29 protein-coding genes, 1 tRNA gene and 2 pseudogenes are annotated in these 26,601 nt (G+C 65.3%); 19 read left to right on the forward strand and 13 right to left on the reverse strand.

Going from position 1 to position 26,601, the window contains the following annotated elements:
• Positions 1–418 precede the first annotated feature (418 nt).
• From ASC89_RS28425 to ASC89_RS29100, 5 genes are all read left to right on the forward strand, one after another.
• Positions 419–661 (forward strand): hypothetical protein, encoded by a 243-nt coding sequence (locus ASC89_RS28425; RefSeq protein WP_069908658.1) that lies wholly within the window; start codon positions 419–421, stop codon positions 659–661.
• A gap of 91 nt (positions 662–752) precedes the next feature.
• Positions 753–977, forward strand: coding sequence for a hypothetical protein (locus ASC89_RS08870; protein ID WP_055996901.1), 225 nt, complete (start codon positions 753–755; stop codon positions 975–977).
• Between the two features lie 137 nt (positions 978–1,114).
• Complete coding sequence (locus ASC89_RS28430; RefSeq protein ID WP_156384552.1) at positions 1,115–1,261, forward strand: hypothetical protein; 147 nt, start codon at positions 1,115–1,117, stop codon at positions 1,259–1,261.
• A gap of 49 nt (positions 1,262–1,310) precedes the next feature.
• The gene (locus tag ASC89_RS28435) at positions 1,311–1,475 is read left to right on the forward strand and encodes a hypothetical protein (protein ID WP_156384553.1); all 165 of its coding nucleotides are present in this window, start codon (positions 1,311–1,313) and stop codon (positions 1,473–1,475) included.
• Positions 1,476–1,506: 31 nt separating this feature from the next.
• The gene (locus ASC89_RS29100; RefSeq protein WP_274532700.1) at positions 1,507–1,641 is read left to right on the forward strand and encodes a hypothetical protein; all 135 of its coding nucleotides are present in this window, start codon (positions 1,507–1,509) and stop codon (positions 1,639–1,641) included.
• Between the two features lie 153 nt (positions 1,642–1,794).
• On the opposite strand, the gene ASC89_RS08875 is transcribed toward ASC89_RS29100, so the two are convergent.
• On the reverse strand, positions 1,795–2,397 hold the full coding sequence (locus ASC89_RS08875) for a DNA-3-methyladenine glycosylase I (RefSeq protein WP_055996904.1): 603 nt from the start codon (positions 2,395–2,397) through the stop codon (positions 1,795–1,797).
• 210 nt (positions 2,398–2,607) lie between these two features.
• Here ASC89_RS08875 and ASC89_RS08880 point away from each other — a divergent pair, with 210 nt between their 5' ends.
• The 4 genes from ASC89_RS08880 (at position 2,608) to ASC89_RS08895 (ending at position 6,341) form a co-directional block, all read left to right on the forward strand.
• Complete coding sequence (locus tag ASC89_RS08880; protein ID WP_055996909.1) at positions 2,608–3,042, forward strand: response regulator; 435 nt, start codon at positions 2,608–2,610, stop codon at positions 3,040–3,042.
• Between the two features lie 106 nt (positions 3,043–3,148).
• The gene (locus ASC89_RS08885; protein ID WP_055996912.1) at positions 3,149–3,628 is read left to right on the forward strand and encodes an SRPBCC family protein; all 480 of its coding nucleotides are present in this window, start codon (positions 3,149–3,151) and stop codon (positions 3,626–3,628) included.
• Between the two features lie 181 nt (positions 3,629–3,809).
• The gene (locus tag ASC89_RS08890) at positions 3,810–4,433 is read left to right on the forward strand and encodes a L,D-transpeptidase (RefSeq protein ID WP_055884805.1); all 624 of its coding nucleotides are present in this window, start codon (positions 3,810–3,812) and stop codon (positions 4,431–4,433) included.
• Positions 4,434–4,484: 51 nt separating this feature from the next.
• Complete coding sequence (locus ASC89_RS08895; protein ID WP_055996915.1) at positions 4,485–6,341, forward strand: TadE/TadG family type IV pilus assembly protein; 1,857 nt, start codon at positions 4,485–4,487, stop codon at positions 6,339–6,341.
• 1 nt (position 6,342) lies between these two features.
• On the opposite strand, the gene ASC89_RS28690 is transcribed toward ASC89_RS08895, so the two are convergent.
• The 4 genes from ASC89_RS28690 to ASC89_RS08915 all read right to left on the reverse strand — a co-directional run bounded on the left by ASC89_RS28690 (position 6,343) and on the right by ASC89_RS08915 (position 7,860).
• A complete protein-coding gene (locus ASC89_RS28690; RefSeq protein WP_156387437.1) occupies positions 6,343–6,483 on the reverse strand; it encodes a hypothetical protein in 141 nt (46 codons plus the stop codon).
• A gap of 166 nt (positions 6,484–6,649) precedes the next feature.
• Positions 6,650–7,039: a DUF2147 domain-containing protein gene (locus ASC89_RS08905; RefSeq protein ID WP_055884813.1), complete on the reverse strand. Its 390-nt coding sequence runs from the start codon at positions 7,037–7,039 to the stop codon at positions 6,650–6,652.
• Positions 7,040–7,123: 84 nt separating this feature from the next.
• Complete coding sequence (locus ASC89_RS08910; RefSeq protein WP_055996922.1) at positions 7,124–7,687, reverse strand: AAA family ATPase; 564 nt, start codon at positions 7,685–7,687, stop codon at positions 7,124–7,126.
• A gap of 96 nt (positions 7,688–7,783) precedes the next feature.
• Positions 7,784–7,860 (reverse strand) — tRNA-His (locus tag ASC89_RS08915).
• A 226-nt stretch (positions 7,861–8,086) separates the two neighbouring features.
• On the opposite strand from ASC89_RS08915, the gene ASC89_RS08920 reads away from it, so the two are divergent.
• The 8 genes and pseudogenes from ASC89_RS08920 to ASC89_RS28930 form a co-directional block, all read left to right on the forward strand.
• Entirely contained in the window at positions 8,087–10,963 is a 2,877-nt protein-coding gene (locus ASC89_RS08920) for a PAS domain-containing sensor histidine kinase (protein WP_055996925.1), read from the forward strand.
• Positions 10,960–11,651: pseudogene (locus ASC89_RS08925) on the forward strand (molybdate ABC transporter substrate-binding protein). The gene ASC89_RS08920 and the pseudogene ASC89_RS08925 overlap by 4 nt, the downstream one beginning before the upstream one ends.
• An 84-nt stretch (positions 11,652–11,735) precedes the next feature.
• Complete coding sequence (locus tag ASC89_RS08930) at positions 11,736–12,773, forward strand: extracellular solute-binding protein (protein ID WP_156384554.1); 1,038 nt, start codon at positions 11,736–11,738, stop codon at positions 12,771–12,773.
• Between the two features lie 210 nt (positions 12,774–12,983).
• Positions 12,984–14,033 carry an extracellular solute-binding protein gene (locus ASC89_RS08935; RefSeq protein ID WP_055996928.1) on the forward strand — a complete coding sequence of 350 codons (1,050 nt, stop codon included), beginning with the start codon at positions 12,984–12,986 and terminating at the stop codon, positions 14,031–14,033.
• Between the two features lie 42 nt (positions 14,034–14,075).
• A complete protein-coding gene (locus ASC89_RS08940) occupies positions 14,076–15,695 on the forward strand; it encodes an iron ABC transporter permease (protein ID WP_082533258.1) in 1,620 nt (539 codons plus the stop codon).
• Positions 15,696–15,784: 89 nt separating this feature from the next.
• Positions 15,785–16,630 carry an ABC transporter permease subunit gene (locus ASC89_RS08945; protein ID WP_082533259.1) on the forward strand — a complete coding sequence of 282 codons (846 nt, stop codon included), beginning with the start codon at positions 15,785–15,787 and terminating at the stop codon, positions 16,628–16,630.
• The gene (locus ASC89_RS08950) at positions 16,627–17,436 is read left to right on the forward strand and encodes an ABC transporter permease (protein WP_055884832.1); all 810 of its coding nucleotides are present in this window, start codon (positions 16,627–16,629) and stop codon (positions 17,434–17,436) included. The genes ASC89_RS08945 and ASC89_RS08950 overlap by 4 nt, the downstream gene beginning before the upstream one ends.
• Positions 17,437–17,962: 526 nt before the next feature.
• A pseudogene (locus ASC89_RS28930) lies at positions 17,963–18,511 on the forward strand (ATP-binding cassette domain-containing protein); the annotation flags it as partial.
• Positions 18,512–18,844: 333 nt separating this feature from the next.
• On the opposite strand, the gene ASC89_RS08955 reads toward ASC89_RS28930, so the two are convergent.
• From ASC89_RS08955 to ASC89_RS08990, 8 genes are all read right to left on the reverse strand, one after another.
• Positions 18,845–20,503, reverse strand: coding sequence for an alpha-glucosidase family protein (locus ASC89_RS08955; protein WP_156384590.1), 1,659 nt, complete (start codon positions 20,501–20,503; stop codon positions 18,845–18,847).
• Positions 20,504–20,666: 163 nt separating this feature from the next.
• Positions 20,667–21,059 (reverse strand): hypothetical protein, encoded by a 393-nt coding sequence (locus ASC89_RS08960; protein WP_055884835.1) that lies wholly within the window; start codon positions 21,057–21,059, stop codon positions 20,667–20,669.
• A gap of 230 nt (positions 21,060–21,289) precedes the next feature.
• On the reverse strand, positions 21,290–21,520 hold the full coding sequence (locus ASC89_RS08965; protein ID WP_055884837.1) for a helix-turn-helix transcriptional regulator: 231 nt from the start codon (positions 21,518–21,520) through the stop codon (positions 21,290–21,292).
• 9 nt (positions 21,521–21,529) lie between these two features.
• Complete coding sequence (locus tag ASC89_RS08970) at positions 21,530–22,057, reverse strand: hypothetical protein (RefSeq protein ID WP_156384555.1); 528 nt, start codon at positions 22,055–22,057, stop codon at positions 21,530–21,532.
• A gap of 114 nt (positions 22,058–22,171) precedes the next feature.
• Positions 22,172–22,573 carry a type II toxin-antitoxin system HicB family antitoxin gene (locus ASC89_RS08975; protein WP_055884844.1) on the reverse strand — a complete coding sequence of 134 codons (402 nt, stop codon included), beginning with the start codon at positions 22,571–22,573 and terminating at the stop codon, positions 22,172–22,174.
• A 2-nt stretch (positions 22,574–22,575) separates the two neighbouring features.
• A complete protein-coding gene (locus ASC89_RS08980) occupies positions 22,576–22,779 on the reverse strand; it encodes a type II toxin-antitoxin system HicA family toxin (protein ID WP_055884848.1) in 204 nt (67 codons plus the stop codon).
• A gap of 223 nt (positions 22,780–23,002) precedes the next feature.
• Entirely contained in the window at positions 23,003–24,643 is a 1,641-nt protein-coding gene (gene groL / locus ASC89_RS08985) for a chaperonin GroEL (RefSeq protein ID WP_055884851.1), read from the reverse strand.
• A gap of 56 nt (positions 24,644–24,699) precedes the next feature.
• The gene (locus ASC89_RS08990) at positions 24,700–24,987 is read right to left on the reverse strand and encodes a co-chaperone GroES (protein ID WP_055884854.1); all 288 of its coding nucleotides are present in this window, start codon (positions 24,985–24,987) and stop codon (positions 24,700–24,702) included.
• 277 nt (positions 24,988–25,264) lie between these two features.
• Here ASC89_RS08990 and ASC89_RS08995 point away from each other — a divergent pair, with 277 nt between their 5' ends.
• Entirely contained in the window at positions 25,265–26,416 is a 1,152-nt protein-coding gene (locus ASC89_RS08995; protein ID WP_055884855.1) for a glycosyltransferase family 2 protein, read from the forward strand.
• Entirely contained in the window at positions 26,407–26,589 is a 183-nt protein-coding gene (locus ASC89_RS09000; RefSeq protein ID WP_055884859.1) for a hypothetical protein, read from the forward strand. The genes ASC89_RS08995 and ASC89_RS09000 overlap by 10 nt, the downstream gene beginning before the upstream one ends.
• Positions 26,590–26,601 lie beyond the last annotated feature (12 nt).

The raw sequence follows: 26,601 nt of genomic DNA on the forward strand, positions 1-26,601 counted from the left end.
TCTGCTGGTCAGAGCCCGGAATCTGAGGCTGGTTCCTAACGGAAAGCCCCCGCTGACTCAAGGAAACCACCTGTGTCTTTGCGGCAACAGTATCATGCGTGGTGCGTCAGCCTGTCGCATCCGGGGTTGGCATTGCTTCCGAGTCGGCGTATCAGCCCCTTCGTTCAACGCCAACCAAAGAGGAGGCGACGCATGATTCATTCGATGTTCGCTTCCGGTCCTGGCGTTAACCCAGCTGGTCTCTCTCGCGCCTAACCGGCGCCGACCCCTCCCCGGGGTCCTCTGTTCCAGCCTTTTCTAGCCTCGACTGAACCCCAGCAACCGGCATCGCCATTCGGCGCCTTCGCGTCCGGATTCCGTCGCCACCACCATTGTCTCTCAACCAGAGGACCGGGCCGCATTGCGCCCGGATGAGATCATGACTCTTGAACTCCAGACCCGTGCCCCGGCACGCACCAACCGCGCTCAGGCGCACACTCATGTAGGCGTCGCCGGCGCGCTGGTATCAGCAGCCGTCACGATGCTTGCCAACGCCCAGCTGGCGCGCGCGGCGAGACGTTACAAGTCTCGCGGCTCGCCACCTGTGCCCAGTCATCTCCGTCGCGATCTCGGGCTGATGCCCGAGGTGATGGAGCCGAAAAGCCACTGGGATTATCGGTGACAGCGGCTGCGGTCTTCTCGTGAGGCCGCAGTCCGCCACCGCTGTCCCTCTGCTTGCATCAGAGGACCGGGCTTTGTCCCGGACAGATCAGATGGTTCTCATCGTACGGGACCGCGCCACGTCGCGCATCCTCAACACGCCCGAATTCGACATCGGGCAAATCGGCCTCATCGGGCGGATCCGCCTGTTCATCGCCCGGCGCCGTGCCGATGCGATGCTGCGCCGCGTCCTCCGGCCCTATCGCCGGGGCAGCGCCGCTCCGCTGTCGCCGCACCTGCTCAAGGATATCGGGCTGCCGCCCGACCTCCGCATGTAGAGCACTTCAGGGGCGCCGGCCTCCCGGCGAGGGCTTTGCCTCGTCCGGTCCCGGCGAGGGCTCGCTCTCGTCCGGCCGGCGCCCGTTAGCAGTTCAATCATTCAAGGAGCCGGCGCGTGACGCGTCCGGACACGCACATGTTTTTGTTCAACCGCCCCGGCGACCGACGTCGGAAGCCAGATCTCGGCCAGCCCCTGCCGCCTCGCGAGAGGCAGAGGGACGGCCTGCCGCTGCTCGGCAACATCACCGGCCTCGAACTCATGGCCCTGTTCATGAGCCGTTGACCGCAACCCATCCTGAGGGAGCCGGCGCGTGACGCGTCCGGATACGCAGATGTTCTTGTTCAAACGCTCCAGCGACCGTCGCCGGAACGCCATTGTCGACGAACCGCTTCCGCTCCGGGAGCGGCGAAACGATGAGCTGCCGATCCCCGGCAACGTCACCGGCCTCGAACTCATGGTGCTGTTCCTGAGCCGCCAACAGCAAACCCGCTATTGAGGGAGCCGGCGCAACGTCGCCGGACGACACGATGTTCTTCCCACGCAAACTCGGCCTCCGCCGCTACGCCCAGAAGCCGAAACAACACCTCAACCCGAACGATGAGCTGCGCCCAGAGCTCAAGCTGTCCAAGCTCGAGCTGATGGCCCTGCTGCTGATCAGGTAAGAGCGGGGCCGGTACCACGCGCACCGGCCCCATCTCCCCCTCGGCGGGGGGCGGTCGGTCGAGTTGACGTGCTGCTTTTGCCCCCAACTCGATGACAGCTGGTGGTGGAGGTTCGATAGTGCCCGAAGCACCGCCGGACAGAGAGAGGTGAGGCTATTTCGGTCGCTTCAGCGCATTCCGCTCAGCTGCCGCCTCGGCCCGGCAAAAGCACCCGTCGACGTGGTCGTTCACCAGCCCCATCGCCTGCATGAACGCATAGCTCGTCGTCGGGCCAACGAACGAGAACCCGCGCTTCCTCAGGTCCTTACTCATTGCCTTGGACGCCTCGGTCTCCGCCGGGATACTCCCCGAGACGATCGGCCCCTCAACCGGCTCGGGCTCAAAACTCCAGAAATAGGCGGCTAGTGAGCCGAACTCCTGCTGCAGCTCCAGCGCCCGCTTGGCGTTGTTGATGGTCGAGGCGATCTTGCCGCGATGCCGGATAATGCCGGCATCCTTCAGCAACCGCTCGATATCGGCCTCGTCCATCGCTGCGACCTTCTTGAGGTCGAAGCCATGGAAGGCCGCGCGGAAATTCTCCCGCTTCCGCAGAATGGTGATCCACGCGAGGCCCGACTGGAACCCCTCGAGGCAGAGCTTCTCGAACAACCTGACGTCGTCCGTCACCGGCCGTCCCCATTCGCGGTCGTGATAGTGCTGATAGAGCTCGTCGCTCCCCGCCCAGCTGCAGCGCATCACCTCGGTCGGCGTTGACATGGTTAACTCCCGGTAAATAGATGAGCCCCATAAGCGAGATCAGGAAAAGTCGCAGACTTTTCCGGTTCGATCTCGCGTCAGGCAAGATAGCGCGATCAGGGAAGGTGCTTTCCGGTTCGATCTCGCGTCAAGCAATTGCGATCGGAAGTCCGCACGCTTTTGTTTCTCGCGACAACATAACTGGCGAATCGGCTGGGGGGCCAAACGCCAATGATCCTGCCACAGGAGCTGAAGGCGCTCGTCGTCGACGACAATGCCTATGCGCGCGCCGCAGTGGCGGCAACCCTGCGCAAGCTCGGCCTGGTTTCGATCGATGAACTCCCCGGCGCCGCGCCCGCCGTCGGCGCCATCCACGCGACGCGCTACGATATCGTGTTCATGGATTGGTACATGCCGGAAATGAACGGCGCGGCGCTGCTCGAGGTGATCCGCGACCCGCGTTTTTCCAGCAATGGGCGGGTCCCGGTGGTGATGATCACCGCCTATCCCAACCGCGAAACCATCGCCCGCGCCAGGGAACTGGGGGCCAGCGAAGTGCTCACCAAGCCCTTCAGCCTCGCTCACGCCGCCGCCGCCCTCGGCCGCCTGCTGCCCGACGGCTGGCAGATCCCCGACGAACCGGAGGCCGGACAGGTCCTGCTGTAGGGCAGGGGGCGATCCGGGTGGCGCGGCACGCTCGTGTCTGAGTCATTCCTTGACCATCTATAACCAGAGCGTTATAGAACATTCAGGTTATAGATGGAGACTCAGCATGCTCGCAGCCCTGACAATCACCCACCCCTCTGACAACGCCGTCACCGTGTCGCGCAGCTTCGACGCGCCTGCGGACCTGGTCTTTGCCTGCCATACCAAGCCGCAGCTTGTGCAGCGCTGGCAGCTCGGCCCGCCGGGCTGGAGCATGCCCATCTGCGAGATCGACCTGCGCGTTGGCGGCACCTACCGCTTCATCTGGCGTAGCGACGCCGACGCCTCCGAGTTCGGCTTCACCGGTCGCTACCGCGAAATCGTCGTCCCGTCCCGTATCGTCCATACCGAGGGGATGATCGGCACACCCGGCGAGGCGGTGGTCACCACCACCTTCGAGGAACGCGGCGGCCGGACCACGCTTACCCTCACCATGAGCTTCGACAGCCAGGAGGTTCGCGACCAGGTGCTGCTGACCGGCATGACCGACGGCATGGCTCAGAGCTACGACCGGCTGGACGAGCTACTGGTCGAGCAGGTGGCGTAGGCCATTCGCGTCCGCGCCCCGGTGTAAAATGTTCGCCGGGGCGCTCGGACAACAACAAACCCAGCTCGCTGGCTCACCTTCACTTAACCAATTTCCTTCACGTCGCGTTCGATATTGTCATTAATACTGCGCGACGCCCGACCTCCCTCGGGCGTCCGCGTACCAATGATGAGTGTGTGCCATGCTGCGTTCGTCCCGGGCGGTGCTCGCCGCCGCTGCCTGCCTCGTGTCCTTGTCCGTCTTTGCCGATACGGCCAACGCCGCGCAGGGCCTGTTCATGTTTGATCTGCAGTCGCGCCCGTCGCTGCACGATTCCAAGCCCCGTCCGGGCTACAAGCTGAAGAGCAACAAGGTGCGCCTCGCGCCCGAGTTCCGCCGGCAGATCGTCGCCTACAAATCCAACCAGAAGGCCGGCACCATCATCGTCAACACCGGCGAGAAGCACCTCTACCTGGTGCTCGGCGACGGCAAGGCGCTGCGCTACGGCATTGGCACGGCGCGTGACGGCTTCGAGTGGAGCGGCACGCACAAAGTGTCCAACAAGCGCGAGTGGCCGGGCTGGACCCCGCCCGCCGAGATGAAGGTCCGGCAGCCGAACCTGCCCGACTACATGCCCGGCGGCATCAACAACCCGCTCGGCGCCCGCGCCATCTATATCGGTTCTACCCTCTACCGTATCCACGGCACCAATGAGCCCTGGACTATCGGTCAGGATGTCTCGTCGGGCTGCATCCGCATGGTCAACGATGATGTCGAAGACCTGTACGAGCGCGTCAAAATTGGCGCCAAGGTGATTGTGCTTTAGTTAGGATTTTCAGCGACACTGGCGCCGGAATTCTGGGGGTCTTCCGGCGCTATGCGCGGCATTTTCGAGCTTTTCAAACGGTTCCACGCCGATGAACGCGGCGTCTTCGCAGTCATCTTTGGCCTGCTGGCCATCGTCCTCGTCGCCATGGCCGGCGCCGCCGTGGACTACACGTCCATGGAAACCGCCCGCACCAAGATGCAGATCGCCCTTGATTCTGCAGCGCTCGGCCTGGCGCCCAAGATCTACAGCCAGACTGAAGAGCAACTCCGACTCTCTGCCGAAGAGCTCGTGCTCGAGCGGCTGAATGATGACAGCCTGACGGTCACCGTGGACTGGGCCGACGCCACTACGACCACCGGTACCCTCAAGCTGAAGGGAACGATCACCGTCCCGATGGCCTTCGTGCAACTGGTCGGCGTCACTGACATGACCACCAGCATCCTGTCCGAGGCGACGCGTGGCTCGGTCAACCTCGAGGTGGCGGTGGCGCTCGACACCACCGGCTCGATGGGTACCGACGGCATCGCGACCTTGCAGACGGCGCTCGCAACACTGATTCCGCTGGTCGTCAAAGACGAGCAGTCTCCAACCTATTCCAAAATGGCGCTGGTGCCGTACTCGACCGCCGTGAACGTTGGCGCCGCCTATGCGGTAGAAGCGCGTGGCGCGATCCAGGGGGCAAAGCCAGCGACGTCTGTCGCCTGGTGGAACCTCGAGAAGGATATCAGCGGGGCAAGTCAGACCCGGCCAGTGAAGATCACTCAGAATGCCCATGGCTTCAACAATGACGATGTAATTTACATCACCGGCGTCAAGGGCATGCTCGATCTGAACGACAAGATCTACGTCGTCAAGAACAAAACGGCAAACGACTTCGAACTATACACCACCGGCGGTTCGCGTGTTGATGGGCGAGGCTACGCCGCATATCAGACCGGCACGACCGACAAGATGAAGCGTTGCGTTATTTCTAGCTGCAATATTGTGTTTACCGTCGCAGCTCATGGATACGCGACCAACGATTACATCAGAATCACCGACGTTTCATCCGGAATGTCGTCTCTGAACAATAAGAACTACACGATCACCAAGGTAACGAACGACACCTTCTCGCTCCCGGTCTACGGCCCCGGCACGACATACGTCCAGCCCGTGACGACGGGCAAGTCCTGGTGCACCAAGTATGGCTGCGAGTATTACCGGATCGGCACCGGCAGCACGCTCTATCGGCCCACTCCTTCGTGCGTCACCGAGCGCATGACCGACAGCTTTACAGATATCGCGCCCAGCACCACGCCGCTGTCGATCAACTACACCAGCAATGCGAGTTGCGCCGGCAATCCTGTCAAGATCCAGCCGCTTACCGCCGATAAAGCCAAGCTCGAGGCTTATACCGTGCAGGGCGCGCTGCTACCCAGTGGAGGTACCGCCGGGCAGATTGGTACGGCGTGGGCCTGGTATCTGGTATCGCCGAATTTCGCCGAGCTGTTCGATGATCCGGCGGCGACGGTGGGTGGGGATTTCGAGTCGAAGCCCGCCTCATACACCGCGCCTAACACGCTGAAGATTGTCATCATCATGACCGATGGCGTGTACAACACCGAGTACTGCAAGGGCGTCGACGTCGATAACGTAAGTTGCAGCGCGCCGGATGGCACCTCGGGCAGTATGGCCGGCCCGCTCGGCCAGGCTGAAGACCTATGCGCCGAAATGCAGAAGCCCGCCACGGATGTCGTGGTCTACACCGTGGGCTTCAACCTGCCCGAGACCGGCACGGCCGTTGACCTGTTGAAGAAATGCGCATCCGAGCCGAAGAACTTCAAGCTGGCGAGCAACAACGCGGACCTCATCAAGGCCTTCCGCGAAATCGGTGAGAACATCTCAGACCTGCGGCTGTCGCAGTAACTCAGCCCTGCAGCATGAAGCGCTTGCCGCCCGGGAAGGCGGCGAGCGCCGCCTGCTGCTCCACCGCGGTCAGCCCCTCGAAGCTGACGACCATCGGCAGCTCCGGCGCGTCAATCGGCGCGATCGGGTTGGTCGGCCGCAACCGGGCGTCGTGCGCCGCAGCCAGCCATGACTTCGCCCTGCGGCTGGCAACTGGGGACGTCAGTCTGTAGGCGCGGTGATCCATTCTGAATACTCCGTGCACGCGTAACCGCTCAATAACGCGGGGATGGTAAGACTGGTTGCTGGGCATCCCTCGCATTTTTCAGTCAAATCCGCGTCAGCTCGAACTTCTGGCAGAGCGCGCCCTTGCAGCCGTTGATGGTCATGGTGTTGCCGTCGACCAATGTCAGCGTGCCCTTGACCACTTCGCCCATGTATTCGGCGCTGCCGCGCCACTTGTTCTCGAGCGCCCGCTTGGCGCCCTTCAGCACATACGAGTTGAGGTAGCTGAGGTTGTCGGCGGTGCGCGCATCGTCGCGCAGCCACACCAGCCTGGCGCAGACCTCGGTACCGTCACCGCACAGCGTCACTTCGAACCGCGACTCGCCGCTGACCGTCTGCCAGGTCCCGGCCGGGGACTGCGCGGCAAAGGCCGGAGCGATAGCGAGGGCAGTGGCGACGATGGCGGTGGCAATGAGCTTGAACGACTTCGGCATGCGGGAGCCCCTCGGCAACATGGTGAATGCAATGTTGCCGTTCCCACTGCCATCAGGTGCTTGAACCCGTCGCGAACGCTTCGTTCAGTCAGGGTTCATCGTCGCGGCGGCCGGGTGGCCGATCAGCGACCGCACCATGGCGACCCGCTGGTTGACTGGCAGGGCAGGGATCCGCACCAGCTCAAACCCGAACCGCTCATACGCCTCGACGTGAAACCGCTCGAACCGCATCGAATCCGCGAGGCTGATCCGCCGGGCCTCCGTATTGGTGATGAAGCCCAGCAGCTCGACGAACAGCACCTGCCGCTCGTACTGCCCCGACGCCAGCATCGAACGGATTGATTCGGCGAGCACTTCCGGTACTGGATGGCCCAGGTATTCCGCCAGCGCCAGCGTGCAGACCAGCGACCGGTCCGCCACCCGCACCGCCCCTGTCGCAGGCCGCGCCGCCCGCAGCAATTGCAGCCGGGTGATGTCGCTGATGAACTCTGGCCGTCGCCACGACTCCTCGATGCCGCGCCCCTGGTCGAGCGCGATCACATCGGTTGCCGCCTCCTCGACCACGTCTACGCCTTGGGCTTCAAGCGCCCTGAGGATAACGGTTTTGCCGGCACCCGGGGCACCAGTCAGGATGAACTCGCGGGCCATCGCCTCGCTCCATGTGAGAGGGACGCCGGGCCCGGATGGGCCAGCGTTACTCAGTGTCTGCGGGGGGATTTGCTTGGTGCCGGGCCAGTGCGGGAGTGGTACCGCCTCCCCGGATCGAACGGGGGACCTCTAGATCCACAATCTAGCGCTCTAACCAACTGAGCTAAGGCGGCCCGGCAAGCGCGGCGGACCATAGTTTCACTTATAGCTGCTGGCAAGCGTCGATTTGAGCCTGTTTTTCATCCCCTGTTGACGGCCGCGGGCTTAACCATCGGCAGCGAATGCCGGCCGCTCACGTCCGCGCGATATGGACCGGGGAGGGGCCCCGGGATATTTAGAGAAGATTAAATTCCGAGTTCGCTTTGTGTCGAATTGGCACGAGGCAGGAAAAGAGTACGCGTGCGCGCTGAGTGGATCAAATCGCCGACGGCCCGGCTGGTGCTGGTGCACTGGGCCGACGCGCGCCCCGCCTGGCTATGGTCGCAGGATGGCGAAACCCTGCTCTGGCGCAACGACGCGGCGCGCTACTTCCATGGCAAGATCAAGAAGCATGGGCTGAAGCTGGCGCCCGAGGCGGTGCCGATCAAGGGCCAGATCGCCCGCTTGATCCGGCTCGGCTCGATGGGACGCTCGAGCCTCAGCCGCATCCAGTTCCTCGCCGGCGAGCGGCCGATCTCCACCACCTGCACCTGCACGCCGCTCGAACTCGAAAACGGCGACACGGGCCTGTTGATCGTTGGCGTCGACCCGATCGAACCCGAGCTGCTCGAGGCGCACGATCCGATGCAGGTCGATGCCCTGACCGCGAGGCTCTTGCCCGATGGCGCCGAGTTCCTGCTGGTCAGTGAAGATGGACAGATCGCCGGCGGCTCGCGCCATGCGCTCGAGCACTTTGCTCCGATCATCGAGAGTGAAGGCCTGCCGCACGACGCCGAAAGCGCCGAGATCACCCTGGCCGGCGACAAATTGCAGCTGACCCGCTTCAAGGCCAGCCCGCACGACGCCATGCTGCTGCTGTTCGAGCACCACGCAGCGCCGCTCGCGACCACGGCCCAGATATCGGATGTGCGGGCGGAGGAGGGCGTCATCGCTCGCGAAGACGCCCCCGCGCCGCCGCGCTTCGTCCCCGAACCCGAACCGCTGCTGCCGATGGGGCTGCCGCCGCTCGAGCGTGCCGACGACGAGCCGGTGATTGCCGAAGAAGACAATTGGGTCGAGCCGATTCCCGCCGCGCCTGAGGTGCCGGGTACGCTCGCTTCGTTGTTCGACCGGCTCGCCGACGATGGCGGCCTCTACACCGCGCTCAGCCCCGGCGACGAGCACTTCGCCGGTCCGCCGCCCGAGCAGGTGGATGAGCCGCTGGTGCCCGACCCGGTCGAGGCTGACGAGACCCTGCCATTGCCCGAACTGTCGCCCGAGACGGCGCCGTTTGCGATTCCGCTATCGCCCGAACTCGACGTTATCGGCGCACTGATCGACTTCGCCGACGAAGAAGAGGCCGCAGAACAGCTCCCGGTCGCGGAACATCACCCGGCCGCAGAGGCGATCGCGCACGAGGAAGCGATCGCGCACGAGGAAGTGGCTGTCGCCGAAATCGACACGGCTGCCGAGCCGCAGCCCGAGCCGCTCGCTGCCACAGCCTGGCGCGTCATCGGCCGTGGCTTCGAGGCGCTCGCACCGGAACTGCCCGCCGACGACGAACCGGCCGAGACCCTCTCCGCCATCCCCGATGCCGAAACCGTCGAGCGCGTTTCGCGCTACAATTTCGATGAGCTGAGCCGCATCCTCACCGATCGGGTCAGCGCCCATCCTTCGGCGCCGCCGGCCGAAACGGCCGCGCCGCCTACCACCGGCAACGAAGGCGCGCTGATCAACCTCAATGGCGAGACCTTCATCCTCAACCGGCTGCCGCTCGGCATCCTGGTGTTCCGCGATCAGCAGGTTCTGTTCGCCAACCGGGCGCTGACCGATCTCGCCGGCTACGAGTCGATCGAGAGCCTGCGTGCCGCCGGTCTCACCGCTATCTTCCCGTCCGAGGACAGCGCGGTCGCTGGGCCCGTGACCCAGCTGGTGCGCCGCGATGGCAGCCTCGCCTCGGTGAACGCCCGCCTGCAGTCGATCACCTGGCATGGCCGTCCGGCTCTGATGCTGTCGGCCGGTATCGCCGAGAACCGCATCGGCCATGAGGCTGCTGTCCGCAGCTTCGCCGAGCTCGCGGCCGAAACCAGCGACGACGGCTTCATCACTGCCGACCGGTCCGCGACCATCACCACGGTGTCGCTGCACGGCCGCATCGTGCTCGGCCATGTCGAAGAAGATATCGTCGGCAAGCCGCTGGCGAGCTTCATCGAGCCTTCGCAACTGGGCGACCTCAAGCGCTTCCTCGAACGCCCGGCCCGCTTTGCCGAAACGGCGCGTCCGGCCATCACCTTCACCGGGTCGGTGCCCAACACCCGCATCACGCTGTTCGCCGAAGGGCAGGCTGGCATCATCGCGGGCTACTATGCCTTCGTCCGTAAGGCCGCCTCGCCGATTCCGCCGGCTCCTGTGACCAAGCCTGCCGACGACATCGAGCCCTCGATGCTCACCCGCATCAGCCGGGGCGTGCGCCGACCGCTCAACACCGTCATCGGTTTCGCCGACCTGATCCGCTCGGCGTCGTTCGGCTCGATCGAGAACCAGCGCTACCTGGAATATGCGCAGGACATCAAGACCGCCGGGCAGGAGATCGCTCACCTCGTCGACGAGCTCGACGACTATAGCCGCCTGCGCGAGGGCCGTTACCCGGCCGAGGCCAACGACATCGACCTCGTGGCGCTGCTCGAAAGCTGCCTCGCCCGCGTCCGCGGCCAGGCTGGCGAAGCCCGCGTGCTGGTGCGCAACGCCGTCTCCGAGCGGCTGCCACGCATCACCGCGGACACCGCCTCCCTGACCCAGGCGATCCTCAATCTGCTGGCCAGCGCCATCGATCAGACGCCGGTCGGCGGCTCGGTCATCCTCTCCGCACAGCAGGAGGACGACGGCGCCGTGATCGTCAATGTCCGCGACGGCGGTGAGGCCCGCCGCGATCTCGGCGAGCGTTTCGTGGTGTTCCGCGATGGCGTGGGCAAGGACGGCGAAGCCCTGCAGCCGGTGCGCTCCAGCGTCGGTCTGGCGCTCACCCGCTCGCTGCTGGCGGTTAACGCCCTGTCGCTGTCGGTCGATCCGGCCGTTGGCGTCGGCACCATGTTCTCGCTGCTAATTCCCGCCGACCTGGTCCGCGAGACCAGCCAGTGAGCCGGGAGATCCGGCTTGTTGGCGCCATCGCGGTCCGTCCTGTAATCCTCGCGCTGATCCCGGAGTTCGAGGCTGCCACCGGCCATACCGTGGCGGCCCGCTGGGAGCTCAACCCGATCGTCAAGCAGCAGATCGAAGCCGGTGAACCCTTCGATCTCGTCATCATCAATCCCAATCTGGTCGAGGCTCTCGCCGTACTGGGAAAGCTCGATCCCGCAAGCCAGGTGCCGTTCGGGCGGATCGCCATGGGCGTCGCTGCCAAAGCGGGTCGCCCGCTGCCTGACCTCGGCACCGTAGCGGCATTCGAGCATGCGCTGAAGAGCGCGGCCTCGATCGCCTACGCCAATGAAGGCACCAGCGGCAGCTATTTCATCGGCCTGCTGGAGCGCCTCGGCATTGCCGGCGAGGTAAAGCCAAAGCTCGTGGCCACCTCCGGCGGGCAAACCGCGGCTGCCGTGGCCCATGGCGAGGCCGAACTGGCTGTGATCCCGTCAGTTCCATCCTCGCCGCTGCTCCCGATGTCGTGCTGGCCGGCCGTTTTCCGTCCGAGCTGCAAAGCTACATCGACTTCGCCATCGGCATCAGCGCCGCCGCCCGCGATGCGAAAGCTGCCAGGGTGCTGTCCGCCTTCCTCACCTCGGCCGCATCGGACGAGGTTCTCGCCGCCAGGGGCCTCGAACGCCACTGAGCCGCTTCACGATCCGGTTTGTTGACTTGGCGGCTCAGAAAAAGCAGAACCACGCCTGAGCGGGAGCTTCCCGCGACCTGGAATATGATCATGAGCTTGCTTTCGCGCTTCGGCACTGCCCTCCTTCTCACGCTGGCGGCCGGGCCCGCCCTGGCGCAGAGCGGCGAGGTCAATGTCTACTCCTACCGCGAGCCCGGTCTGATCCAGCCGCTGCTCGACAAGTTCACCGCCGAAACCGGCATCAAGACCAATGTGCTGTTCGCTGGCGATGGCCTGCTCGAGCGCGTTGCGGCCGAGGGCGAGCTGTCGCCCGCCGACGTGGTGCTCACCGTCGATATCGGCAACCTCGCCAACGCCAAGGATTTCGGCATTACCCAGACCATCCCGGCCGAGGCGCAGGCCCGCGTGCCGGCCGCCTACCAGGATCCGGATGGTCAGTGGATCGCCCTGTCGCTGCGCGCCCGCGTCTTTTACGCCAGCAAGGATCGTGTCCCCGAGACGGCGCTGACTTATGAGGATATCGCCAAGCCCAAGTGGAAGGGGCGTCTTTGCACCCGCTCCGGCCAGCACGTCTACAATATCGGCCTTATCGCCACCCGCATCGCCCACTGGGGCGTCGACAAGACGCGGAACTGGCTGACCAAGGTCCGCGACAACCTCAATGGCCCGGTCTCCGGCGCCGACCGCGACCAGGTGAAGAAGATCCTCGACGGCAGCTGCGACCTTGCCATCGGCAACACCTATTACATGGGCCTGATGCTCAATAACGACGCCGAGCCCGAGCAGAAGACCTGGGCCGCCGCCGCCCGCATCATCTATCCCGATACCGACGGCGACGGCACGCAGGTCAACGTCTCGGGCGCGGTGATCGCCAAATATGCACCCAACCAGGCCAACGCCCAGAAGCTGGTCGAATTCCTGCTCTCCGACGAGGCACAGCACCTCTATGCCAGCGGCAACTACGAATTCCCGGTGGTCGCCGGCGTCGCCCCGTCGGAACTGGTCGCCAGCTGGGGCAAGCTCAAGGCCGACAAGACTCCGCTGACCGAGATTGCCGCGCACCGCAAGGAGGCCAGCGCACTGGTCGACGAGCTCCGCTTCGACGAAGGTCCGCAGAACTGATCGGACACGTTGCCGCAGCGCTCCGGCTCGCCGGCAGCGCCGAAACCTGCGGCTTGGCTGGCGACTTCTCCGGCGTTCTGGAACGGTTCTAAAAGACATTCACAAACCGGCAACATTCCGCTGCCCCGCATTGTTGACTTTGTTGCTCAGAATTCGTGATTGCAGCCGGTCACCGGTGGCCTGAGGGGCCGCCGATAACGGGAGTTTGCCATGACCATGACGATGCGACTGTCCGCTGCGCTGCTTGGCGCCGCGATGATTGCCGGCACCGCCGGGCCGAGCTTTGCCCAGAGCGGCGAAGTCAATATCTACAGCTACCGCGAGCCCGGCCTGATCCAGCCGCTGCTCGACAAATTCTCCGCCGCCACCGGCGTCAAGGCCACCGTGCTCTACGCCGGCGATGGCCTGCTCGAGCGCGTCGCCGCCGAAGGTGAACTGTCGCCCGTCGATGTGGTGCTCACCGTCGATGTCGGCAACCTGGTCGGCGCCAAGACGCAAGGGCTGACCCAGCCGATCACCACTGCGGCGCTGACCGAGCGCCTGGCGCCGGAGTTCCGCGACGAAGAAGGTCATTGGGCGGCGCTGTCGCTGCGCGCTCGCGTCTTCTACGTCAGCAAGGACCGTGTCGACGCCACCGCGCTGACCTATGACGATATCGCCAAGCCCGAGTGGAAAGGGCGCCTCTGCACCCGCCCGGGTGATCACGCCTATAATATCGGCCTCGTCGCCAACCGCATTGCGGCCTGGGGTGAGGACAAGACCCGGACCTGGCTCACCGCCGTGCGCGACAACATGTCGGCCCCGCCGGCCGGCAATGATCGCGCGCAGGTCAAGGCCATCCTTGAGGGTTCGTGCGACCTCGCTATCGCCAACACCTACTATATGGGCCTGATGCTGACCAACGAGGCCGAGCCCGAGCAGAAGGACTGGGCGGCATCCGCCCGCATCGTCTACCCTGACGCTGACGGCGAGGGCACCCAGGTAAATGCCGCCGGCGCCTTCATCGCCAAGTACGCCCCGAACCTGGAAAACGCCAACAAGCTGGTCGAATTCCTGCTCTCCGACGAGGCACAGCAGCTTTACGCCGATGCCAACTACGAGTATCCGGCGGTAACGAGTGTCAAGCCGGCCGAACTGACCCAGAGCTGGGGTATTCTCAACCCCTCGAAGGTCTCGCTTACCGCCACCGCCGAATTCCGCGACGAAGCGGCGGCGCTGATCGATGAGCTGAAGTTCAACGAAGGCGCACAGGCGCAGTAACCAGCGCGGAGGCTGAGCATCAGCCGGACGACCGCAGCATCGATGAAATCCGAAACCGGCGGGAGGAAGCTCCCGCCGGTTTCGGCCATCCTGCTGCTCGCCCTGATGGGCCTGCCGATTCTCTGGCTCGCCCTGGCCGCGCTCGATACCACCGGCGCCGGCGGTCTCGCCGCCGCCATGCTGCCGACAGCCTTGCGCGAAACCGCGACGCTGATGGCCTGGGTTGGCTTGATCACCGGCGTACTCGGCCTCCTGTCGGCCTGGCTGGTGACGCATTTCGACTTTCCCGGCCGCCGTATCTTCGAGTGGGCGCTGGTGCTGCCGCTGGCCATTCCGACCTATCTCGCGGCCTACACCTACGTCGAGTTCCTCGATTTCACCGGTCCGATCCAGCAGGCGTTGCGCGCCGTCATCGGTGGCGAAACCATCAAAGACTACTGGTTCCCGCAGATCAAAAGCCCTTCCGGCGCCGCGTTCGTCCTCTCGATGGTGCTCTACCCCTATGTCTACGCCTCCTGCCGCGCCTTCTTCGTCATGCAGTCGGGTTCCATCTCGGCTGCGGCGCGCACCCTTGGGGCAGGGGGCTTCCGCGCCTTCTTCTCGGTCACCCTGCCGCTGAGCCGCCCGGCGCTCGTCGTCGGCATCACCCTCGCCATGATGGAGGTGGTGAACGATCTGGGCGCCGTGCAGTATTTTGGCGTCAACAGCCTCACCGCGGTGATCTATTCCACCTGGATCAACCGCTCGAACTTCGGTGGCGCCGCACAGCTGGCGGTGATGATCGTGCTCATCATCGGCCTGCTCATCCTGCTCGAGCAATGGGCGCGCCGCGACCGCGTCTACGCGCTGCATCGCGACAGCCGCGTCGCGCCACCGCGTGAGCAACTGGTCGGCGCGGAGCGCGCCCTTGCCATCGGCTTCTGCACCGTGCTGCTGCTGCTCGGCTTCGGCGTCCCGGTCGGCGAACTGCTGGTGCTCGCCATCCGCAATCTCGGCCCCGACGCATTCGGCCTCACCGTCAATGCCGGGCTCACCACCGTGACCCTGGCGTCGCTCGGCGCCCTCATGACGGTGATCGTCGGCCTTGCCGCTGCCCACATCGGCAAATCGCGCGCTGCGCACGGCCTGATCCGCATCGCCACCCTCGGCTACGCCATCCCCGGCACGGTGCTGGCGCTCGGCCTGCTGCAGCCGCTCGGGCAGGCCGACCTGTGGTTCAACCGGATGACCATGGCGGTGGCCAATTGGCGCCCCGGCCTGATCCTTTCCGGTTCCATCGCCGCGCTGCTTTATGTCTATGCCATTCGCTTCCTCGCGGTGTCGCATTCGACCATCGATGCGGCGATGAAGAAGCGCGGCGATACCATGCTCGATGCCGGTCGCGTCCTCGGCGTCACCGGCTGGCGGCTGTTGTTCCGTGTCGATCTGCCCACGTTGTCGCCGGCCTTGCTGACCGCCGCGACGCTGGTCTTCGTCGAGATCGTCAAGGAACTGCCGGCAACGCTGTTGCTGCGGCCGCTTGGCGTCGAAACACTGGCCACCGTGGTCTATGCCCGCGCCAATGTCAGCCTCTTCACCGAATCGGCGCTTCCGGCGCTGACCATCGTCTTGGTCGGTCTGGTCCCCGTCATCCTTTCGACCCGGTTCAGCGATCGCCGCTGAGGCGATACATTGGAAATTAACCGGTCATTGACTAAGCATTAGCCGGTTGGGTCTTTCCTTCATTTGATTGGTTGTTGGGGCGTCGGGGCATGAGAGACTACGTCCTCACGCGGCTCGTGTTGGCAGTCGGAGCGGTCCTCGGCGCCGCCGTGCTGCTGTTCCTTTTCCTTGACGTCCTGCCCGGTGCCGGCGGCGCCGATCGCCCCGCCTGGGCTCGGTTCCTCGGCCTGTTCGTTGGCGACACCGGTGCGCCTAACACCTTCGGCGAGCGTCTCGCCGTCACCCTGCCACTGGCGCTGCTGGCGCTGCTTGTCGCTGGCGCAGTGGGGGCAGGCCTCGGCCTTGCCGCCGGCCGCTATCGCGGCTTGGTCGATCGGCTGGTGCGCGTCCTCTCAGGCGTGCTTGCGCTGTTGCCGCCGTTCTGGCTCGGCATGCTGCTGGCGCTGCTGTTCGCGGGTCTGCTGAAGCTGCTGCCTGCCAGCGGCTTCGTCCCCTGGAGCAACCCACTGGGCGCGCTCGCCTCGCTGCTGCTGCCGTCGCTTGCCCTCGGCCTTCCCTATGCCGGCCAGCTCGCCCTGCGCATTCGCCGCGATCTCGGCCGCGTGGCCGAGCGTGACGTGCAGCGCCTGCGCGCCGATGGCATCGCTGCCTTCGAGGCGAGCTGGCAGCTCGGCCTCGCCCGCGCGCTGGCCGAGTTGCCGCAGGCGATGGCGCGCACCTTCGGCGCCCTGTTGATCGGCGCGGCGCTGGTCGAGAGCGTCTTCTTCCTTCCCGGCCTGGGCCGCCAGATTCTCGGCGCCGCCGAGCAGCACGATCTGGCACTGCTGCGCGGCGGCTTGCTGCTGCTGATCATGGTCGCCGCCTTCGGTATGCTGCTCCTGGCGCTGCTGCGTGTGCTGGTCGATCCCGCCTTTCGCGCGGAGTTGCGGCCATGACCCTCGAAGCCGCCTCAGTCCGGCCCGGCATCGACCTGCGCGTCGTCCTCGGCGCCGCGCTTGCGCTGATCATCGCCATCCTCGCGCTGACCTCCCTCGCCTGGACCCCGCATGGCGCCGCCAGCCTGACCCCGCTCGCCGAGCCCGACGCCATCCACTGGATCGGCACCGACGCCACCGGCCGCGATGGCGCCTCGGTGCTTATGGCCGCAACACTCACGACGCTCCTGCTTGCCATCTTCGGCACGCTTGCCAGTCTGTTCGTCGGCATCCCAATGGGCGTTGCGCTCGCTCTGCGGCTGCCGCCCTCCAACCGCACGGCGCATGCCATCGGTATGCTGCCCCCTGCGCTGCTCATCGGTGTGCTGGTCAGTGGCCTCGCCGCGCCCGCCAACCTCACGCTGTTTCTCGCCATTGCGCTCCCCGGCGTGGTGGTCGCCGCCGTCATCACCCGCCGCATCCTCGCGCCGTTGTGGCACCGCGACTATGTCACCGCGGCGCGCCTCGCCGGCCTCCGCCCGCTCGCCGCCGCACAGCGCCATGTGCTGCCGCGGCTGCTGCCGCAACTCGTTGCGCTTGGCCTCGAGCTCCTGGCCGTCGCCATCCTCATCGAGGTCAGTCTTTCCTTTGCCGGCCTGGGTGTGCTGCCACCCGGCGCCAGCCTTGGCCTGATGCTGCGCGAGGCCCAGCAGTTCATGACCATCCGCCCGCTGCTGATCGTCGTTCCCGGCGCGGTCGCCGTGGTCACCGCGCTGGCCCTGATGCTCGCCGCCAGCGGCCTCAGAGGAACGCGTCATGGCGCTTGAGCTCGCCGGCCTCGACGTCGCCATCGCCGGTAGCCATCCCATCGCCAGCCTCGACCTTGTGTTTGCCGATGGCGCTGCCCTCGCCATCGTCGGTCGCGCCAACAGTGGCAAGACCCTACTGGCCCAGGTCATCGCCGGCCTGCTACCGGCCGGCGTCACCGTTCATGGCACCGGACTCCCCGGCAAACGCCCTGGCGTCATCGGCGCCGATGCCGATCCGATGGAGCTTGGACGCTGCCTCGATCGCGGCGTCGATCTCATCGTCTGCGACGAGCCGGGCAGGGCCCTCGACCCTGCCGCGCAACGCGAACTGCTGACCGCGCTGCTCACCGCCAACCGCGACCGCGGCGTGGCGTTGCTGATCCTCACCCGGGACTTCCGCCTGCCGCTCGCCATGGGACTCGAGACGGCTATCCTCTCGGGCGGTAAGCTGGTCGAGCGCGGCCCGGCCGCCGCGTTGCAGGAGCGCCCGCAGCACGCCGCGACGCGCGAATTGGTGAGCGCCGGCAGGCCCCGCACCCGCACCATGGCTCGCCCGCCCATCGGCGAGCCGCTGCTCGAGCTCCAGGGGCTCGGCAAGCGTTTCGCCGATCCCACCTCGCGGCTCTGGAAGCGCAAGCCGCCTATCGCGGTGCTTGAGAACATCACCCTGTCGGTGCGCCGCGGCGAGGCCGTCGGCCTGCTCGGCGCCGCCGGGGCCGGTAAGTCGGAGCTGCTCCGGCTGGTTGCCGGGCTCGGACGCGCCAGCGCCGGCCAGCTGGCGTTCGATCGCACGCCCTATCGCGGCGACGATCTTGCCCGCGAGGCGCGCGCCCGCATCAGCTTGCTGTTCCCTGATCCGCGCGCGGCCTTCAATCCGGATCTGGCGGTGGGACTATCGCTCACCGAGCCGCTGCGCGTCGAAGAGCAATTGCTGATCGACGAGCAGGCCGATCGCCTGGTCGAAGCTGTGCGCGTCGTCGGTCTCGCGCCTGATGTGCTCGATCATCTGCCCGGCCAGTTCACCACGGCAGAGTTGCAGCGCCTCGCTTTGGCGCGCGCGCTGGTCAGCCGCCCCAGCCTCATCGTCCTCGATGAGCCGACCGCCGCGCTCGATCCGGTCGAACAGGCCGAATTTCTCGTCTTATTCAACCGCGTCCGTTCGGACTATGGCCTCACCGTGCTCTGCGCCAGCCGCGAGTTCGACGTGCTGCGGCTCGTCGCCGACCGTATCCTCGTGCTCGACGCCGGTCACATCGTCGAAGGCGGCAAGCCGTCCGAGCTGGCCGAAACGGGGCAGCACCCGGCTACCCAGGCGCTGCTCGCCGCCCGCTATCCCGAGCCGCTGTCGCCGGCGCCCCCGGTGGTCGAGCCGCCGCCCGCGGCACCCGAGCCGCCAGCGCCTCCCGAAGCGCCACCAGCGCCTGTGCTAGAGCACAGCCCCGACGAACCCGCCGAAAGCCGGCAGGGCGAGGTCGCCGTCACCGACGGGGGCAGCGACCGAGCCGGGAGCGTCGATCCCCTTGACCCCGAGCCCGTCGGGCAGGCGGACGACGACCGGGCCGCCAGTCATGTTGAAGGCACAAAGTAGCGTCTCGCTGCCGTCCGTCCGGGTGAACATCAGTACCCCCTCCGGCGCGTCGAGCGTCCGGATCGTCCCTTTCACCAGCGCCTTGTGCTGGCGCCGGAACTTCAGCGTTGCCCGGTAGTGGTGCAGCAGCGAGTCATTCTGCTTTTCCTGCAGGTCCGGCGCTTTCAGGAGGTGATCGCCCGGCACCGGCAGCCAGGCCCGCGGTGCGGTCGAGAAGCCGCCCAGATGCGCCGAGGACTGCCAGACCATCGGCGTCCGGCATCCGTCGCGGCCTTTGAACTGTGGCCAGAACTCGATGCCGTAGGGGTCCACCAGGTCCTCGAATGCCAGCTCGGCCTCGGTAAGCCCCAGCTCTTCACCCTGGTAGAGGCACACCGAGCCGCGCATCGTCAGCAGCATCGTCGCCGTCAGCTTGCCGAACGCCTCGCGGTCGCCATGGCTCATCCAGCGGCTCACATGCCGCACCACGTCGTGGTTGGAGAAGGCAAGACAGATCCAGCCGTCGGGCGCGTCCTTTTCCGTCAGGTCGATCGACGTCTTGAAATGCCGGGCGTCGAATGCCCCACCGAGATAATCGAAGGTGTAGGCCATATGCAGCTTGTCGATGCCCGAGGTGTACTGCGCCATCACCTCGAGCTGATGCTGGCTGTCGCCGATCTCGCCCACGCTGGTCCGCCCCGGGTACTCATCGAGCAGGGCGCGGATGCGGGTCAGGAACTCGAGGTTCTCCGGCCGGCTCTTGTCGTAGAGGTGCTCCTGGAAATTATAGGGGTTCACCGCCGGCGCCGTTGAAGCATTGAAATCCTCCGGTTTCACCACCGGGTTGGATTCGAGCCCCAGCGAGGCGAAGTAGAAGTTCACCGTGTCGAGCCGGAACCCATCGACCCCGCGCTCCAGCCAGAACCGCATATCGCTGAGCACCGCGTCCTGCACATCCGGATTGTGGAAGTTGAGGTCGGGCTGCGAGGTGAGGAAATTGTGCATGTAATACTGCATGCGCCGGCTGTCCCACGCCCAGGCCGAGCCGCCGAAGATCGACAGCCAGTTGTTGGGCGGCGTCCCGTCGGGGTTGGGGTCGGCCCACACATACCAGTCGTGCCGCGGGTTGGTCCGGTTCTGCCGGCTCTCCGAGAACCACGGGTGCTTGTCTGAGGTGTGCGAGATCACCTGGTCGATGATCACTTTCAGCCCGCGCGAATGCGCCTTCTCGAGCAGCCGGTCGAAATCCCCGAGCGTGCCGAAGATCGGATCGACGTCGCGATAGTTGGAAACGTCGTAGCCGAAATCCTTCATCGGCGAGGTGAAGAACGGGCTGAGCCAGATCGCGTCGACGCCGAGGTCGGCGACGTAGTCGAGCCGCTCGGTGATCCCGACGAGGTCGCCGACGCCGTCGCCGTTATGGTCCTGAAACGAGCGCGGGTAGATCTGGTAGATCACCGCGCCACGCCACCAGTCCTTGTCGAGAGGCTGCTCGGGCGTCGACTTCTGCTCCGTCATCGGCGGAACGGCCATCATCGGCGGCACAACGCTCATGCTGAAACTCCCTGGGCTGGCTCTCGCGACGTTTGGCGCGAGGGCAGGGCCGGAGTCAATCGCCGGCCGATGCGGAGGAGCCTTGCGCGATACTGAAAGCTCGATGCTCAGTTCCCCCACCGAGCCCCTAGCCACCCACCCGGTAGTAAGAGATTTCGTCGCAGAACACCGCCATCATGCACACCTTGAGGTCGAGCTGCGTGATGTTGGGTAAAGTGATGGTCGCCGGCAGCGCGCTGCCGTCCCCGGTGAGGATTTGCCCTGCCCAGCCGCCTCTGATCGGCGCAAAGTTCACGCCCACCAGCTTGCCGGCGAGGCTGGGTTCGCCCGCCGCGGGCTTATCGGCAAGTACCGTGGCGCACAACGCCCCGGCCATGTCCGCACAACCGGCGATCTCGATCACGCTGCTGCGGTCGGCGGAAGTCCAACGGCCCGCCAGCGCTGGCTCCTCGGCTTTCGCCCACTCCGGCACCATAGACAGCAGCATGGTGACCAGGCCCCAGGCAATGGCTTTCAGCATGTGCCGCTCCTCGAGCCCGTAGCGGCTGCAGCCCCGCTGCCGGTGAAAACGAGCGCGAACGCCAGCGCGCCCGCGGCGGGTGCCGTGAGACGAGAGATCATTATCAGTACCTCGAAAGCTGCCCCCCGCACGCCAGCGGGGCAGGTGCGTATGAAGCGATCCTGCGTGCAGGCCTAGAGATGCCGCATCACGTATCGATAGTCAATAACAATATCACGATAATCGTGAAATCAATCGTCGTCAGACAGATCGTCCTCGGGCCGGCGCTCATAGGCCAGCAGGTCGCCTGGCTGGCACTGCAGCACGTCGCACAGCCGGTTCAGCGTCGAAAACCGCACCGCCTTGGCTTTGCCGGTCTTGAGCACACTGAGGTTCTGCATCGAGATGCCGACCGCGTCGGCAAGATCGCCCAGCCGCATCTTGCGGCGCGCCAGCATCACGTCGAGGTTCACGATGATCATCGCCAGCGCCTAGATCGTCAGCTTGGCGTCTTCGGCGACGCGCGCAGCTTCGTCGAGCACCAGGCCGACGACGTAGATCACCCCTGCCGGCAGCAGGTTGGCGAGGTCGATGCTGATCGAGAAACGGCCCAGCTCATTGGCCATCAGGTCAGTCAGCGGCCCGATCACGCTGGAGCCGGCCGTGGCGACCAGCAGCGCTATGCCGGCCCGCCGGATGGCGCTCGCTGCGCCGCGCGTCAGGATCTGGCCCGCCGCCCACAGGCCGAACAGCTGGCGCAGGAAGTAGAGCGGCACGAGATAGAGCCCGACGCTGAGCAGCGCGCCGGTGCCGATCAGCACGGCGCTGCCCAGCGATACCGTCGACAGGTCCACCGGGTCGGGCGGCCCGATATAGACGTCGCCGCCAAACAGCCGGCTCGCCAGTAGCGCCGCCAGCGTTCCCACCGGCAGGGCGATGATCACCAGCAGCAGCCCGACGCCGAACCGTCGGCTCCAGGTCCGGATCGCCCCGATTCGCTCAGTCGTCGATCGCGCCATCTGCTGCTCCATCGCAGTTTCCGGCGCATATTCCATGTGCCGCGCCATCGCGTAAAGCGATGAATCGTTCGCGACAAACGAGAAATAGGCGTGCGCTGTTGTCAGCCGGCCTTGCTACGCCGCGAGTTCCTTGCGAACTGCAGAGGCGATGAACGCGGACCGAGTCTGCTTGCGGTGCTTTGCTGCGGCGTCGATGGCCTCCAGCAATCCTAGGTCGAGCGAGACGTTGATACGCGTCGTGGAGCCGAGATCGCGGACCAGGGGGATCAGGACGAGCACCGCACCTCGGCGGTCTTCCACCAGCGCGGGGTCTGCCATGATCTGGTCGGGTGGACGGGGGGCAGGGACAATGTCGCCGTCTGCCTCCATCCAGCGCACGAAGGCACCGAGCCCTTCAGTGGCGTTGCGCGTCGCCTCTTCAACGGTGTCGCCCGCCGAGTAGCATCCCGGCAAATCGGGAAAGCTCACGCCGTAGGCCGAGTCAGGGTCCTTATGCATCAGGGCGACATAGTGCATCTTTAGTCTCTTTCTAGCAGACCCGCGTCCCGCATGATGCTGCGCGCTGTGCCAAATGGCAGGTCCTTGCGTGGGTGCGGTACCTGGATCTTTCCCGGCTTGGCTGGATGCTTGAAGTGATGGTGCGATCCCTCGACACCGACTTCGTACCAACCGTCGGCCTCCAGCAGCTTGATCAGCTTGCGGCTGTTGGTTTCGACGCGCATGCGCACTCTTTCCCTTGACGAGTACGAAGTACTTCATGCGCAACGCGTGTAACATAATACACACCGCATTGCGGTTCAATACAGGACCTGTATCGGCGCGCTTCAGGGGCAGCGATACCACCGGCGACTGCGCGTCATCCTAAAACGAAAGGGCGGCCCAGTGGACCGCCCTCCCGTTCGTGACCTTCGTGAGAAGATCGGATGTGTTGGCTGGAAGCCGGACTTAGAAGTCCATGCCGCCCATGCCGCCCATGCCGCCGCCGCCCGGCATTGCCGGCGGAGCGTCCTTCGGCACCTCGGCGATCATCGCCTCGGTGGTGATGAGGAGCGAGGCGACCGAGGCCGCATCCTGCAGCGCCGTGCGAACCACTTTGACGGGGTCGACGATGCCGAGCGCGATCATGTCGCCATACTCGCCAGTCTGGGCGTTGTAGCCGAAGTTCGGCGACGCGTTCTCGAGGATCTTGCCGACCACAACCGAGCCTTCATCGCCGGCATTGTTGGCGATCTGACGGACCGGCTCCTGCAGAGCGCGACGGACGAGGGCGATACCGGCCTGCTGGTCGGGGTTCGCGCCCTTGACGGTGATGGCGTTCGAAGCGCGCAGCAGCGCGACGCCGCCGCCCGGCACGATGCCTTCTTCAACCGCAGCGCGGGTAGCGTTCAGCGCGTCGTCGACGCGATCCTTGCGCTCCTTCACTTCGATTTCGGTCGAGCCGCCGACCTTGATCACCGCAACACCGCCGGCGAGCTTGGCCAGGCGTTCCTGCAGCTTTTCCTTGTCGTAGTCCGAAGTGGTCTCTTCGATCTGCGCCTTGATCTGGGCCACGCGGCCTTCGATGTCGGACTTCTGGCCGGCGCCGTCGACGATCGTGGTGTTCTCCTTGGAGATTTCCACGCGCTTGGCAGTGCCCAGCATATCGAGGGTGACGTTCTCGAGCTTGATGCCGAGATCTTCCGAGATCACCTGGCCGCCGGTCAGGACGGCGATGTCCTCGAGCATGGCCTTGCGGCGATCACCGAAGCCCGGAGCCTTGACGGCAGCGACCTTGAGGCCACCACGCAGACGGTTCACCACGAGCGTCGCCAGAGCCTCGCCCTCGATGTCCTCGGCAACGATCAGCAGCGGACGCTGCGACTGCACCACGGCTTCGAGAATCGGCAGCATGGCCTGCAGGTTCGAGAGCTTCTTCTCGTGCAGCAGGATCACCGGATCCTCGAGCACCGCAACCATCTTCTCGGCGTTGGTGACGAAGTACGGCGAGAGGTACCCGCGGTCGAACTGCATGCCCTCGACGACGTCGAGTTCGGTCTCGGCGGTCTTGGCTTCCTCGACGGTGATCACACCCTCGTTACCGACCTTCTGCATCGCGTTGGCGATCATCTCGCCGATGGCGGACTCGCCATTGGCCGAAATGGTGCCGACCTGCGCGACTTCGGCGTTGGACGAGATGATCTTCTTGGCCGCGTTCAGGTTGGCGACGACTTCGGTCACGGCGAGGTCGATGCCGCGCTTCAGGTCCATCGGGTTCATGCCGGCGGCGACGAGCTTGACGCCCTCGTTGACGATGGCCTGGCCGAGCACGGTCGCGGTGGTGGTGCCGTCACCGGCGATGTCGTTGGTCTTGGAGGCCACGGCGCGCAGCATCTGGGCGCCCATGTTCTCGAACTTGTCCTCGAGCTCGATTTCCTTGGCGACGGTGACGCCGTCCTTGGTGATGCGCGGCGCGCCGAACGACTTGTCGATCACGACGTTGCGGCCCTTCGGACCCAGCGTGACCTTCACCGCGTTGGCGAGGATGTTGACGCCGCGGACCATCTTGTCGCGGGCATCGGTGGAGAACTTTACGTCTTTCGCAGCCATGAGAGGCGCTCCTTACGAGTTGAAAGGGGAGAGATCGGAACCGGCGGAACGCCTGGTTACGAGATCACGCCCATGATGTCGGATTCTTTCATGATCAGCAGATCCTTGCCGTCGAGCTTCACCTCGGTGCCGCTCCACTTGCCGAACAGGATCCGGTCTCCGGCCTTGACGTCCAGCGCCACGACCTTGCCGCTCTCGTCACGGGCGCCGGGGCCGACGGCCTCGACAATACCCTCAGAGGGCTTTTCCTTGGCGGTGTCGGGGATGATGATGCCGCCAGCCGATTTCTCTTCGCTGTCGACGCGCCGGACGACCACGCGGTCGTGCAGGGGACGGAAAGCCATTTTTGCTCCTATCAGCAATCAAGTGATTTCGCCTCTGTTAGCACTCGTGATCGAGGAGTGCTAACAGCTGGAAGGGGATATAGGAGGGCCCCCAAAGCGAGTCAAGGACGAGGCGAGCCATACGATGACGATGTGGCGGCTATGCGACGAACGCATGAAACGGGCCCGCTGTCGCCACGTTTGTGGTGCCGAGAGAACCGCAAGCCGCCTTGATGGTAAGTTGCAAAGCGCCCGGCTTGGCAGTACCTGAAGCGCCTCAGATACCTTCGGAGCAGACGTGACCGTCGTCCAGTTCGATAGCCACCCCCGTAAATCCCCCGAGGCCTGGGTCGCCCCGCAGCTCGCGGTGATCGTCCCCAGCTACAATGAGCGCGATAACGTCGCGCTGTTGTACGACAAGGTCACGGCCGCCCTCGGCGCCACGCCGTTCGAGTTCATTGTCGTCGACGACAATTCTCCCGACGGCACCTCCGAAGTGGTGCGCGATATGTCACGCCGCCACCAGAACGTGCGCGGCATCCACCGCCTCGGTCGCCGCGGCCTGAGCTCGGCGGTGGTCGAGGGCATCCTCGCCAGCGCCGCTCCCTACTTTGCCGTCATCGACGCCGACCTGCAGCACGACGAAACCATCCTGCCGCAGATGCTTGAGAAGGCCATCGCCGGCGATCACATCGTCGTCGGCACCCGCTATAGCGGCGAAGGCAGCGTCGGCGACGGTCTGTCCAGAACGCGCGAAGCCGGCAGCCGCTTTGCCACCAGGCTCTCGAGCCTCGTCACGGGTAAGTCGCTCAGCGACCCGATGAGCGGCTTCTTCCTGATGCGACGGAGCGTCTTCGACGAAATCGCTCCCTCGCTCAGCGATGACGGTTTCAAGATCCTGCTCGATATCATCGTCTCGGCCGGCCGCTCGCGCGCCCGCCAGGGCAAGGAGCTGCGCATCGGCGAGGTGCCCTACACGTTCCGCCCGCGCCACGCCGGCGAGAGCAAGATGAGCTCGATCGTGGTCGTGCAGTTCCTCGGCCTGATCGTCTCCAAGCTCTCCGGCGGTCTGCTGCCCACCACCTTCCTGCTGTTTGCCCTGGTCGGCGGCCTCGGCGTCGTGGTGCATATGGGGACGCTGTGGTTCACCCATGAGGTGCTGAGCTTCAACTTCGTCTGGTCGCAGGTCGCGGCAACGCTTCTCGCCATGACCTTCAATTTCATGCTCAACAACGAGCTGACCTACGCCAACAAGAAGCTGCGCGGCTGGCGCTATCTCACCGGCATGCTCACCTTCTATGCAGTCTGCTCCATCGGCGCCCTCGCCAACGTCTCGGTCGCCAGCTGGATCTATGCCTATGATGGCCAGTTCTATGTGGCCGGCCTGCTCGGCGTGCTGATGAGCGTCGTCTTCAACTACTCCGTTACAAAGGTGTTCACATGGCGGTAAGCGCAGAACTCGAAATCAAGCTCCGCCGCACCGGTGGCGTCGGCCCCAACACCAAGTGGGACTGGAGCCTTGTCGACGCCAGCGGCACCGTGGTGAAGAAGGGCTCCGCGCTGGGCGAAGAAGCCCGCGCCTTCGCCACGGCCAAGAAGGCCCGCGACAAGCTGAAGGGCTAGTTGAAGGTCTTT

The sequence above is a fragment of the Devosia sp. Root413D1 genome (assembly GCF_001425235.1).
GTDB lineage: Bacteria > Pseudomonadota > Alphaproteobacteria > Rhizobiales > Devosiaceae > Devosia_A.